13 protein-coding genes are annotated in these 12071 nt (G+C 64.4%); 3 read left to right on the top strand and 10 right to left on the bottom strand.

The window, feature by feature from the left end; genetic code table 11:
- Positions 1 to 29: 29 nt before the first annotated feature.
- The 8 genes from H8A95_RS05405 to H8A95_RS05370 all read right to left on the bottom strand — a co-directional run bounded on the left by H8A95_RS05405 (position 30) and on the right by H8A95_RS05370 (position 8495).
- Positions 30 to 563, bottom strand: a complete 534-nt coding sequence (locus tag H8A95_RS05405; protein WP_229182258.1) for an NADH-quinone oxidoreductase subunit B family protein — start codon at positions 561 to 563, stop codon at positions 30 to 32.
- A gap of 11 nt (positions 564 to 574) precedes the next feature.
- Positions 575 to 2086, bottom strand: coding sequence for a hydrogenase large subunit (locus H8A95_RS05400; protein WP_229182257.1), 1512 nt, complete (start codon positions 2084 to 2086; stop codon positions 575 to 577).
- A 16-nt stretch (positions 2087 to 2102) separates the two neighbouring features.
- Entirely contained in the window at positions 2103 to 3551 is a 1449-nt protein-coding gene (locus H8A95_RS05395; RefSeq protein WP_229182256.1) for a hydrogenase 4 subunit F, read from the bottom strand.
- Positions 3548 to 4210: a hydrogenase-4 component E gene (locus tag H8A95_RS05390; protein WP_229182255.1), complete on the bottom strand. Its 663-nt coding sequence runs from the start codon at positions 4208 to 4210 to the stop codon at positions 3548 to 3550. Before H8A95_RS05390 ends, H8A95_RS05395 begins: the two co-directional genes overlap by 4 nt.
- On the bottom strand, positions 4210 to 5166 hold the full coding sequence (locus H8A95_RS05385; protein ID WP_229182254.1) for a respiratory chain complex I subunit 1 family protein: 957 nt from the start codon (positions 5164 to 5166) through the stop codon (positions 4210 to 4212). Before H8A95_RS05385 ends, H8A95_RS05390 begins: the two co-directional genes overlap by 1 nt.
- Positions 5157 to 7172: a hydrogenase 4 subunit B gene (hyfB, locus tag H8A95_RS05380; RefSeq protein ID WP_229182253.1), complete on the bottom strand. Its 2016-nt coding sequence runs from the start codon at positions 7170 to 7172 to the stop codon at positions 5157 to 5159. The genes H8A95_RS05385 and hyfB overlap by 10 nt, the downstream gene beginning before the upstream one ends.
- Positions 7169 to 7441, bottom strand: a complete 273-nt coding sequence (locus H8A95_RS05375; protein ID WP_028339461.1) for a helix-turn-helix domain-containing protein — start codon at positions 7439 to 7441, stop codon at positions 7169 to 7171. The genes hyfB and H8A95_RS05375 overlap by 4 nt, the downstream gene beginning before the upstream one ends.
- 154 nt (positions 7442 to 7595) lie before the next feature.
- Positions 7596 to 8495: a CHAD domain-containing protein gene (locus H8A95_RS05370; protein ID WP_229182252.1), complete on the bottom strand. Its 900-nt coding sequence runs from the start codon at positions 8493 to 8495 to the stop codon at positions 7596 to 7598.
- A gap of 281 nt (positions 8496 to 8776) precedes the next feature.
- On the opposite strand from H8A95_RS05370, the gene H8A95_RS05365 reads away from it, so the two are divergent.
- From H8A95_RS05365 to H8A95_RS05355, 3 genes are all read left to right on the top strand, one after another.
- Positions 8777 to 9211, top strand: a complete 435-nt coding sequence (locus tag H8A95_RS05365) for a MarR family winged helix-turn-helix transcriptional regulator (protein ID WP_229182251.1) — start codon at positions 8777 to 8779, stop codon at positions 9209 to 9211.
- A 76-nt stretch (positions 9212 to 9287) separates the two neighbouring features.
- Complete coding sequence (locus tag H8A95_RS05360; RefSeq protein WP_229182250.1) at positions 9288 to 10055, top strand: enoyl-CoA hydratase-related protein; 768 nt, start codon at positions 9288 to 9290, stop codon at positions 10053 to 10055.
- 124 nt (positions 10056 to 10179) lie between these two features.
- Entirely contained in the window at positions 10180 to 11070 is an 891-nt protein-coding gene (locus H8A95_RS05355; protein ID WP_229182249.1) for an aldose 1-epimerase family protein, read from the top strand.
- Between the two features lie 25 nt (positions 11071 to 11095).
- Here the strand turns inward: H8A95_RS05355 and H8A95_RS05350 are convergent, their stop codons facing one another.
- Both H8A95_RS05350 and H8A95_RS05345 read right to left on the bottom strand, forming a co-directional pair.
- Positions 11096 to 11296: a hypothetical protein gene (locus H8A95_RS05350; RefSeq protein WP_163157710.1), complete on the bottom strand. Its 201-nt coding sequence runs from the start codon at positions 11294 to 11296 to the stop codon at positions 11096 to 11098.
- Between the two features lie 219 nt (positions 11297 to 11515).
- Positions 11516 to 12071 (bottom strand): SDR family NAD(P)-dependent oxidoreductase (locus tag H8A95_RS05345; RefSeq protein WP_229182248.1); only part of this gene is annotated, 556 nt, incomplete at its 5' end.

Here is a 12071-nt window from a genome sequence, read left to right as displayed (position 1 = left end):
GCGCAGCCACCTCGTCTCTCTTCGTGCTCTCACCTTGCCGCGACGCCGGTGTCCACCGTCTCGAGCAAGGCGACCAGGCCACGCAGAATGGCCATCGGAGAAGGCGGGCAACCCGGAATGTGGAGATCGACCGGAACGACCGCGGAAACCCCGCCAACCACCGCGTAGCTGCCGGCGAAGCATCCGCCGTCTTTGGCGCAATCGCCCGCGGCGACGACCCATTTGGGATCGGGGGTCGCACGATAGGTGCGCTCCAGCGCCTCGCGCATGTTCTTGGTGACGGGACCGGTGACGAGCAGGACGTCGGCGTGACGGGGCGAGGCGACGAACCGGATGCCGAACCGTTCGACGTCGTAATACGCATTGCTCAGTGCGTGAATTTCCAGCTCGCATCCGTTGCACGAGCCCGCATCGACTTCGCGGATCGAGAGGCTGCGGCCGAGGCGCCGTCTTGCGGTGTGGCCGACCATGGCCGCGAGCTCTGCAAGCGCGGCATCGTCCGGCCGCGGTGCTTGCTCGGTCAATGGTTGGCGAAACAGGCTCTGGAATAGAAGTTTGCGCATCGCCCCGTTCCTTAGAGGTCCTGCCCTGAATAGGAGCAGTTGAACGATTTGTTGCAGAGTGGGAAATCGGCCACGATGTTGGCTTCGATGGCTGCCTCGAGCAGGGGCCACTGAAACCATGACGGATCACGCAGATGACATCGTTCGATCCGATCGCCGCTCAGGCGCAGCCAGGCCAGGATATCGCCGCGGAAACCTTCGACGAGCGCGATGCCTTCGCAAGATTCCGTCGCGGCTTGCAGCGACACCCTGACCGGGCCGGCTTCGAGGCCAGCGAGGATCTGGTCCGCCAGCCCGAGGCTCTGCTCGACTTCGCGGATCCTGATCCAGACCCGCGCGTTGACGTCGCCATCGCTGAGCACGGGAACTTCGAAACGCAGGCCATCATAGGGAAGATAACCGGGCATGCGTCGGGCGTCATGGTTGCGGCCGCTTGCACGCCCGACATAGCCGCCGGCGGCGAATTGCCGGGCGAGCGCCGGGGTAACCACGCCGGTGGTGACCGTGCGATCCTGCAATGAGGCGGTGTTGTCGTAGAGTTCGATCAGCGCCGGGAAATGCCGCCGGATCTGGTCGAGCGCGGCGCGGATTGCGCTGGATCCATCGCCGGCGATGTCGCGCGCGAGGCCGCCGGGAACGACAAGGTCGCGCATCAGGCGGTGGCCGAATGCAGCGTCGGCAGCGCGCAGCACGGACTCGCGCAACACGGCGCAATGCGCCTGCATCAGCGCAAACGAAGCATCGTTGCAGATCGCACCGATGTCGCCGAGATGGTTGGCCAGTCGCTCAAGCTCGGCCATCAGCGCGCGCAGCAACAGCGCGCGTGGCGGCACGGCAATCCGCTGCGCGGCCTCGACCGCCTGCGCAAATGCCAGTGCATAGGCGACCGTGCTGTCGCCGGAGATCCGGCCGGCAAGCCGCACGGCCTGCTCGACGGTGCTCCCCGCCATCAATCCCTCGACGCCCTTATGGGTGTAACCGAGCCGCTGCTCCAGGCGGACGACGGTCTCGCCGCTCGCGGTAAAGCGGAAATGTCCGGGCTCGATGATGCCTGCATGGACCGGGCCGACCGCAATCTGGTGCAGGCCGCCTCCCTCGGCCGGAAGGAAACGATAAGGCGCTGCATCCGTTGATGCATCGAGACGCTCGCCGAGCGGGAAGCGCCTTTGCCATCGACCATGATCGAGCCATGGACGGGGATCCGGTGTCCCCGTAGGCACAAGCCCGAACAGGTCGTGGATGGTGCGCTCCAATCGAAGCGCCGGAGCATGATGGGCTGCGACCGAAGGGAATTGGTGATCGGGACAATCCAGGCTGAGCACGCCGATGGCGGACGTGCGGTTGTCGAGAACCGCCATGTGCACGCAGGACGGTTCGCCCCACAGCCCGAGCAGGCTCAAGCCGCCATCGGCGAGGGCGCCGGCGGCGGAGCGCCAGACTTTCGCGTCCACCACTGCGCGCGGCCATGGACGATGCCGCTCGACCTTGTGGCCTGCCCGGATCAGATCGATCAATGTCGCCATATCCCGCTCTCCCTCGCTAACCCAGAAGGTTGGCGACGTGCTGGAACCAGACGACCAGCGGCCCCGGAAGGTAGATGCCCGCGGTCAGCACCAACGCGAAATGCGCGAACATCGGCAAATAGGATGCATCCGCCGGCGCGGCGTTGCCGCGCGGCTCGCCGAATGCAAGGCTGGTCAGGCGCAGGATCAGCGCACCGAAAGCGAGCAGCAGGCCGAACACCAGCGGGATGGCGAGCAGCGGCTGGCGCGCGAAGGTGGAGCTGACGATGAGGAATTCGCTCATGAAGATGCCGAGCGGCGGCAGACCGGCGATCGCGACTACGCCGATCACAAGGCTCCAGCCAAGTGCCGGGTGGGTTTCGGTCAGGCCGCGAATGTTGGCAATCCGCTGCGTGCCTTTCACCTGTGCGATGTGGCCGACCGCGTAGAAGATTCCCGACTTGGTGAGGCTGTGCATCACCATGTGCAGCAGGCCGGCAAAGTTGGCGAGTGGACCGCCCATCCCGAACGCAAACACGATGATGCCCATGTGCTCGATCGAGGAATAGGCAAACAGCCGCTTGATGTCGCGGCGGCGATACAGCATGAACGCCGCGAACAGGAGCGAGGTCAGTCCCATCGTCACCATCAGCGGGCCCGGCGATATCGCATCCGGATTGACGGCGAGCAGGATCTTGAAGCGAAGCACCGCATAGAGCGCCACGTTGAGCAGCAGGCCGGACAGCACGGCGGAGATCGGGGTCGGGCCCTCGGCATGCGCGTCCGGGAGCCAGGCGTGCAGCGGCGCCAGGCCCACCTTGGTGCCGTATCCGAGTAGCAGGAAGATGAAGGCGACATTGAGCAATGCCGGGTCGAATGTCGCCGCTCGGCTGATCAGCACCGTCCACACCATGGCGTCCTGACCCTCGCCGATGACCGGCAGCGCGGCCATGTACACCAGGATCGTGCCGAACAGCGCGAGCGCGATGCCGACGCTGCCGAGGATGAAGTACTTCCAGGCCGCTTCCAGCGCCGCATGGGTCCGGTAGATGCCGACCATCAGGACGGTGGTGAGCGTGGCGATCTCGACGGCGACCCACATCAGGCCGATATTGTTCGACACGAACGCGAGGTTCATGCCGAACATCATGACCTGATACATCGCATGGTAGAATCGCAGATAGCCCGGCGTCAGCCGTCCGGTCTCGAGTTCGTGAGCGATATAGCTCGCGCTGAACACGCTCGTGGTGAATCCCACGAAGGTGTTGAGCACGATGAAGACGATGTTGAGATCGTCGATCAGCAGGTACTGGCCGGGCTGTGGGCGTTCGATGACGAAGAGCGAAAGCGCGGCCAGCAAGGTGCCGAGACTGGCCAGGATATTGATCCCGGCGGTCAGCCGGTAGCCGGGCAGTGCCGCAAGCGTCGCCGCCGCGCAGATCGGGATCAACAGGACCCAGGCAACGGCATCGGACGCCGCAGTCATCGCCGCTCTCCCCTGAATTCATCGAGCGCGCCGACGTCGACGGTGTCGAACCGCTCCCGGATCCGGAACAGGAACACGCCGATGACGATGAACGCGATCAGGATCGAGAAGGCCACGCTGATCTCCACGACGAGCGGCATGCCCTTGGCGCCGGTCGCGGCCAGCACCAATCCGTTTTCCAGTGACATGAAGCCTACGACCTGGCTGACGGCGTTGCGCCGCGTCACCATGACGAGCAATCCCAGCAGCACCACCGACAGCGCGAAGGCGAGGTCTTCCCTTGCCAGAGGATCGGCCGCACCGGTAACGCGCAGCATCAGCACCATGGAAAGGGCGACGAGCCCCATGCCCGCAAGCATGGTCGGACCGATGCTCACCGCCGTTTCGATATCGCGATGAATGCCGAGCTGCTTGATGATCCGATGCAACGCCACCGGGATGACGATCGCCTTGAAGACCAGTGCGATGGCTGCCGTCACGTAGAGATGCGGCGCATTCTGGATGAAGGCCTGCCAGGCGACGGAAGCCGCGAGCACCGCGGCGTGAAGTGCGAAGATGTTCAGCAGCGCATACAGGCGGTCCTGATACAGCATCATGAAGCTGATCAGCACGAGCCCGCCAGCGAGCAGATGAGCGATGTCGAAGGCGAGATTGTGCATCAGAAGCCCCGTGACACGAACCGAAGCAGCGTGCCGAGCAGGCCGAGCATCAGCGCCGCGCCGAGGAATTCGGGGACGCGGAACACCCGCATCTTGGCCGTCGCGGTCTCGAACACGGCAAGGAGGAGGCTCGCGACCGCAAGCTTGAAGATGTAGGCGGCAACGCTCACCAGATAGGACAGCGGACCCGCGCCCTCGGTGGTGATCTGCCACGGGAAGAACACGCAGATGATCAGGGAGATATAGAGCAGCAGCTTGAGGAAGGCGCCGAACTCGATCATGGCGAGGTGACGCCCGGAATATTCGAGGATCATCGCCTCGTGCACCATGGTCAGCTCCAGATGCGTCGCCGGGTTGTCGACCGGAATGCGGGCATTCTCGGCGAGCGCTACCATGATCAGCGCGATCATCGCCATGCCGAGCGAAACGCGCAGTCCCACTTCGGATGACGCCATGAAGGTCGCGACCGTCGACAGCTGGGTCGAGCCGGCAATGAGCGCGACGCAGAACACCATCAACAACATGGCCGGCTCAGCGAGAGCGGCGATCATCACCTCGCGGCTGGAGCCGATGCCGCCGAAGCTGGTGCCGACATCCATGCCGGCAAGCGCGAGGAAGAAGCGCGCGCTGCCGAGCAAGGCGACGATCGCGATCAGGTCGGCACTCCAGCTGAATTCCAGGCCGGACGCAAATGTCGGGACCAGCGCTGCGGCTACCCAGATCGCCGCGAACGTCACATAGGGCGTGACGCGGAACAGCCAGGACGCGTTTTCGGCGAGGACGACCTCCTTGCGCAGCAGCCGTAGCAGGTCGCGGTAGGGTTGGAAGATCGACGGTCCCCTTCGGCGCAGCAGGCGGGCCTTGATCTTGCGCACGACGCCAGTCAGGAGCGGCGCGAGCAGTAGCACAAGCGCCATCTGACCAAGCTGAACGAATATGTCCGAGATCACGACCATATCGCGAGCACCAGCAGCAGCGTGACGAGGGTTGCGAACACCAGGCTGAGATAGCGGCGGATGGTCAGGAACTGGAGCTGGTTCAGCCGATCGGCCAAAAACCACACTGCTTCGGTCAGGGGCGTGTACAGCCGCTCCCAGACCAGATCGTGCATATCGACCTTGAAACGGGCCGGCCGCAGGTCACCGGGTGCGGGCATATCGACATGCTCGCGGGCCTGGAAGACCAGCGTGCCGAAGACGCGGCGGATCGGCTGGACGAAGCTCGCACCGGAATACTGCGCCGCCGGTGTCGGATCGGCGAAGCCGCAGCCCCAGGCCGGTCCGCGCCGGATCGCGCGCGACGCAAAGCGATGGATGAAATACACCGCGAGCGACGCCGCGGCGGTGATGAAAGCAAAGACGAGCAATCCGTTGTAGGAACTGCGGCTCTCCTCGATCGGCACGATCGAGAGCCAGGGGTCGTTCGCCTGAACCGGCATCCGGTGGCCGATCATGGCCTGCGCGACCGGCGAAAGCGCGTCGATCACGAGGCCCGGCAGAATGCCGGCGAGAAAGCAGAGCGCGGCGAGGCTGAACATCGCGGCGAGCGAATAGCGATCGACCTCGCCGGCGGCTTCCGCGGCCGGGCTCCGCGCGCGCCCGAGGAACGTGATTCCGAAGGCCTTGACGAAGCATGCGGCGGCGAGCGCCGCGGCCAGCGCCAGCAAGGCGCCGACCGCGGGCACCATGATCTTCAGCACCCATTGCGGCAGGTCGGGGCTCTGCAGGACGGCTTGAAATATCAGCCACTCGGACACGAACCCGTTGAACGGCGGGAGCGCGGAGATCGCGACGCAGCCGACCAGAAAGACGAAGCTCGTGAGCGGCATGCGGTGGATCAGGCCGCCCAGCTTCTCCATGTCGCGTTCGCCGGTCGACGTCAGCACGGCGCCGGCTCCGAAGAACAGCAGGCTCTTGAAGAACGAATGGTTGAGCACGTGGAACAATGCGGCCGTGAAGGCGAGAGCCGCTGCCAGACCGAAGCCGTTCGCCTGAAATGCCAGCGCCAGGCCGAGGCTCGTGAAGATGACGCCGATGTTCTCGATCGTGCTGTAGGCGAGCAGGCGCTTGAGATCGTTCTCCATCAGCGCGTAGAGAATTCCGATGACGGCCGTCGCACCGCCCAGGATGAGCACGACGACACCCGCCGACCAGCTTGGCGGCCCGAGCAGATCGAACACGACCCGGATGAAGCCGTAGATGGCGACCTTCGTCATCACGCCGCTCATCAGCGCCGAGACGTGGCTCGGTGCCGCGGGATGCGCCAGCGGCAGCCAGACGTGCAGCGGGACCAGGCCGGCTTTCGATCCGGCACCGAGCAGCATCAGCGCGAGCACCAGCGCGGCTTCGGACGGTGTGTGCTGGGCGCTACGGATGGCCGCAAAACCGTAGCCGCCACCGGCGCCCGACAGCAGGCCGAAGGCGAGCAACAAAGCCAGCGTGCCGAAGCTCGCCATCACGAGATAGACGTAGCCCGCCCGGGCATTGTCCGGTTCACGGTGGTGCGCCATGACGAGCGCCCACGACGCGAGCGACATGAACTCCCAGCACAGCAGGTAGGTGAACGCGTCGTCGGCAAGCACGACGAGATTCATCCCGGCCAGGAATGCCGGAAAGAAGGGAAGGATGCGCTGTGGCGTGGATTCGTGGCTGCCGTAGCCGAGGCCATAAAGACTTGCCGCGGCGGCGCCGAGATTGACCACCACGAGGAAGAAAGCGGCAAGCGCGTCGAGGCGGAAATGCGATCCCAGCCACGGCAAGCCGATTGGCAGCGTCAGTTCGGTCGCGCCGGTGCGGGCGATGAGCGAGAACAGGGCCCCGGCCAATGCGACCAGTGAAATGGCAAAGGTCGCGCCGTAGACCAGGGCAGTGGATCGGCGCGATCTGCTCGATGCGATCGCGAGAGCGGTCGTTCCCAGCAGCGCGGCGACACACCAGATCTGCTGAGCGACCGCCGGGATCATGTCTGCACCTTCGGTGAGCCAGATCCGGCCTTCAATCGTACGCCGCGGCCGCCGCCGCTGCTGACTGCCCCCTCGTTGATGACCTCGACGCCGGCCGTGCCGAGGGCGTCGATCAGTTTCACCAGCGAGTCGACATTGCCTCGAATGGTACCCTCGCTCGCCTCCATGCGTTGGATGGTTGGCACCGAAAGTCCGGACAGTTCGGCGAGCTGCCGTTGATCGATGCCAAGCAAGGCTCTGGCAGCTCGTAGCTGGGCCGCGGTGATCATCGATTGGGGCTGTCCAGTGAGATCGCGTTTATGTAAATGTCATTTATGCACATCAAGTAGTGATGCTACAAGAGCAATAAGTGATGTTTAATACATCAACTTTAGCGGCTCCATAGGCCGCAAGCGCCCCCAATGGGGATGCGCTGATGTGTGTTCATTCGGCGATCTTCCGATAGACCGCCGCTGCGCGGCGCAGCAGCTGGCTCTTGCGCTTCCGCTCGTGCACGCGCTGGTGCTTGGCCTTGCGTTCGTGGGCGCGCTGCGCGAGTGCATCGGCACTTTCGATCAGCGCGCGACGGACCTCGTCATCGTTCAATTCGCCGAGCAGTTGCTGTCCCTTGCGCAGTTGCTTCAGGACGTTCCGCCACGAGGCGTATTCGTCAGGGGGCAGGCCGCCCTCCGAGAATTCGATGGCGTAGCGCAGCCGCTTGCTGGCGAGACGGACGCGATGGCGCTTGTTCTTGCCCATGCCTTGCAGCCCCCGGCTCTTCTGGCACAGTTTGCCATGCCATCGCGCCAGCCGGCGCGCGTGAAACACCGAGACCGGCACGGCCCGCCGCTGCGCGGCGCGAGGATTCTGCCGCGTGGTCCAGGGGCCGCTGCCGACCCAGTCCCACATGCCGTCGAACCATTGCCAGTAACGATCGCTTTGCAAGGCGTCCTTGAGCGCGTCGAACGCGTCGCTTCGCGCGGCCTGGAGCATGCGCTCTTCCGGCAGCCCCTTGCTGTTCTCGATCGCGACGTCGAGGTCGCGCGTTGCGCCGAGATGGGCGCTCAGCCATTTCAGTTCGGATTTCAGTCGCGTCCATTCGCTGTCTGCGACCATCGGGCCGTAGAATGCGATCGCGGCCTTCAGCCGTGTCAGTGCAATGCGGGTCTGGTGCAGCGCGGCCGGATCGCCGGAGCTCAGGGCTTCGTGGTTGGTCGCAACTTCCTCGAGACACTCGGACAGGATCAGGCGAAACGCGGTCTCACAACGCATGGCCTCGCTGAGATGGCGCGGCCGCTTCGGGCGGACAACGCGCTCCCTGTCCGAACTTGCCGCTGACGTCATGACACTCTCGTGACCCCGCCCGAGCCGAAAGCGAGAGCACTTGGCTCCCGGGTGCAAGATTTCCCGTTTGATCGTTGTCGATCAAGGGTTTTCTGCTGGAACGCAGTGCAGCGATCCGGCGACGCGTTCAAAATGCCGCAATCAACGCGGTTGAGAGGGTTCATTCCTCGTATTTTACGGGGCTTGGATGCCGGCGCATTGAGGCGCCGCAAAAAGACAAACCAAGATATTTCGCGCACGAAATATCTTGATATTTCGCATACGAAATATATAACAGGAGCATGAGAGCGGAACACCGGCTGATCTTTCTTCTGACCGTGGCCTATCGACGGCTGCAGCGCGCCATCGACCAGGAGACGGCCGCGCACGATCTGACGTCGGCTCAGGCCGGCGTGCTGTTCTTTCTCGGGCGCAATGACGGTGCGCTGATCGGCGACGTCTCGCAGGCGCTCGACATCGTGCCGTCGGCGATGACCGGGCTCGCCGACCGGATGGAACGTGCGGGCCTCGTAAAGCGCCGGCGTGACGGTGAGGACGGGCGCAGCCAGCGGCTCCATCTGACTGTGGCGGGGCAGGAGCTCGGCAAGCGCGCCGCGACGCGGACCAGGGTGATCAACAACCGCCTGATGGACGGCTTTTCGGAAGCTGAGATCGACGTGGTGTCGCGCTGGCTCTCGAGCCTGCAAGAGAAGTTTCCTAAGGACAAAGACGGCTAGAGCGTTTTCAAGCGAATTGGATACCGGTTCGCGTGAAGAAAACGCATCGAACAGAAGCAAGCAACAGGAGTGAGACATGAGTGAAGTGGTCGTAGCGCTGGACGGTGGCGTTCTCACCGTGACGATGGCGCGTCCGGACAAGAAGAATGCGATCACCAACGCGATGTATGGCGCGATGGCCAACGCGCTTGAACGCGCGGAAAGCGATTCCGCGATCCGCGCCGTGCTGCTGCAAGGCGACGGCGACAGCTTCACCGCAGGCAACGATCTCGCCGATTTCGCCGCGGTGTCGCGCGGCGTGCAGGGCGAGCGTCACGTGTCGCGCTTCCTGGCCGCCCTTGCCAAGGCGACGCGGCCGCTGGTTGCCGCCGTGCAGGGCAATGCGGTCGGCATCGGCACCACCATGCTGCTGCATTGCGACCTCGTCTACCTCGCGCCGACCGCGCGGTTGATCACGCCGTTCGTCAATCTCGCGCTGGTTCCGGAGGCGGCGTCGACCTATCTGCTGCCGCAGCGCATCGGCTATGCGCGGGCCTATGCGATGTTCGCGCTCGGTGAGCCGGTCGAAGCGGAGACTGCGGTCTCCATCGGCCTCGCCAATGCCGTGGTGCCGTTGGCTGACCTCCGCGCCAAGGCACGCGCCGCCGCGGATGCGCTGGCGAAGCGGCCGTTCGGCTCGCTCCAGCACACCAAGGCGCTGATGCGCGATCCCGCAGGGATCAGCGCGCAAATGGCGCGCGAGGGCAAGATCTTCCAGGAGCGGCTGATGAGCGCCGAAGCGCGCGAGGCCTTCGCCGCCTTTGCCGAACGACGCCAGCCGGATTTCTCCAAGATCACCGGCTAGGCTCAGGACCTAGCTCAGGACTTGGGGCCGCCATGCGTGGGCGGCCCCATCGCTTTGGGGTTGACGGCCTCGCCGGCATCGAACATCTCGTGTCAGGGCACAGCGTAACCCGGCGAGGCGAGGCATGAGCGACAGTCACACGTTGCGCGGCGATGGAATCGCCGCGGCCATCCGGGCCGAGGGCGCCGAACTGTCGTCGCTGAGGAATGCGGAAGGGACGGAACTGCTATGGCAGGCCGGATCGCAATGGCCACGCCATGCGCCGATCCTGTTCCCGATCGTCGGCCGGTTGAAGAACGACACGCTGCGCCACAAGGGCAAGGCCTATCCGATGACGCAGCACGGCTTCGCGCGCGACCGCCGCTTTGCCTGGTTGGAGCAGGGGGCGCGATCCTGCAAGCTCGCGCTCACCGACGATGCGGAAACCCGCGCACGTTATCCCTTCGCGTTCAGGCTCGAGGTCACCTACACTGTTGATGGCGCAGCTCTCGACGTCGCCTTCGAGGTCATCAACACCGGCGACGAGATGCTGCCGGCCTCGCTCGGCGGTCATCCCGCCTTCAACTGGCCGCTGGTGCCCGGGTTGCCGAAGGAGGCTTACACGCTGACCTTCGGCAAGACCGAACCCGCGCCGATCCGGCGGCTGGAGGGTGGATTGATGCGGCGGCATCCTGAACCCAATCCGGTCACGGGCAGAACGCTTGCGCTGACGGAGGAGCTGTTCGATGACGACGCGATGGTCTTCGATCAGGTCGCAAGTACATCGATCCTCTTCACGGCGACACTAGGCCCGGCAGCAGCCACGCAAGGCGCGGCGATCGAGATATCCTGGCGTGGCTTTCGCGAGCTTGGCGTCTGGTCGAAGCCTGGCGGCGCGCCGTTCCTGTGTATCGAGCCGTGGCACGGCTTTGCCAGCCCTGCGGAGTTCGACGGCGAGTTCGCCGACAAGCCCGGCCTGATGCATATCGCACCGGGTGCGCGTCGGTCGCTCAGCTATCGCATTCGCGTGAGCTGATCGACGATCAGCTCAATGCTGCAACTCAATGCGTGCGGTTGCCGAGCGCGTTGGTCAGTGCGCCGACCGATGGCGGATTTTCGTGCGCCCAGGCCTCGTGTGCGGCGAGATCGCGATAGTGTTCGGCCATGCGCAGCAGCCGTTCGCGGATGCCGGGTTCTTCCTCGCCCTTGGCCTGATCGGCCAGCTGCGCCGCGCGTTCGAGAAGCGTTTTCGGATCGATCACGACAAGCTCCAAATCCGGTTTCGCCAAGCGGATAACGGCTACAGCCAAGCACAGTTCCTGCCATGGTTTGATGACAGGGTTGGTGAACCGTTCGATGCTGTCTGCGCTGCTCGGGAACCCTAGAGCTTCAGTTCTGATTGAATCAGAACTGAAGCTCTAGCTTCTTGCTTTGACGCGTTTTCTTCACGCGAACCGGTTTCCACTTCGCTCGAAAACGCTCTAGTTGAACGCCATACCACCGCTCATCGCGATGGTTTGTCCGGTCATGTAGGGATTGTTGACCAGCAGCATCACGGCCTGCGCGACTTCCTCGGCAGTGCCGAAGCGGCCGACCGGGATCCGGCTGACCAGGCTGCCCTGGCCCTTCATCATGTCGGTCTCGATCAGGGAAGGCGCAACGGCATTGACGGTGATGCCTTCCTTGACGAGGCGTGCGGCATAGCCGCGGGTCATCCCCTCCATCGCCGCCTTCGATGCGTTGTAGTGCGGTCCGATCGAGCCGGCGCCGCGCGCCGCACCGGAAGAGATGTTGACGATGCGGCCCCATTTCCGGGTGCGCATCATCGGCAGCACCGCCTGCGTGCAGAGAAATGCCGATTTGAGGTTGACCGTAATGGTGCGGTCGAAATCCTCTTCGGTGAGGTCGTCGACACCCCTGACGATCGCAATCCCGGCATTGTTGACGAGGATGTCGATCGGGCCGAGCTCGGATTTGGCGCGCGCGACCAGGCCGGTGACGGCGGCGGCTTCCGAGACGTCGGCGGCGATCGCGACG

Origin of the sequence: Bradyrhizobium oropedii, assembly GCF_020889685.1 — a bacterium.
Taxonomy (GTDB): domain Bacteria; phylum Pseudomonadota; class Alphaproteobacteria; order Rhizobiales; family Xanthobacteraceae; genus Bradyrhizobium; species Bradyrhizobium oropedii.
The sequence above is the reverse complement of the archived record's forward strand: the minus strand, read 5'-3'. Positions and strand labels throughout refer to the sequence as shown.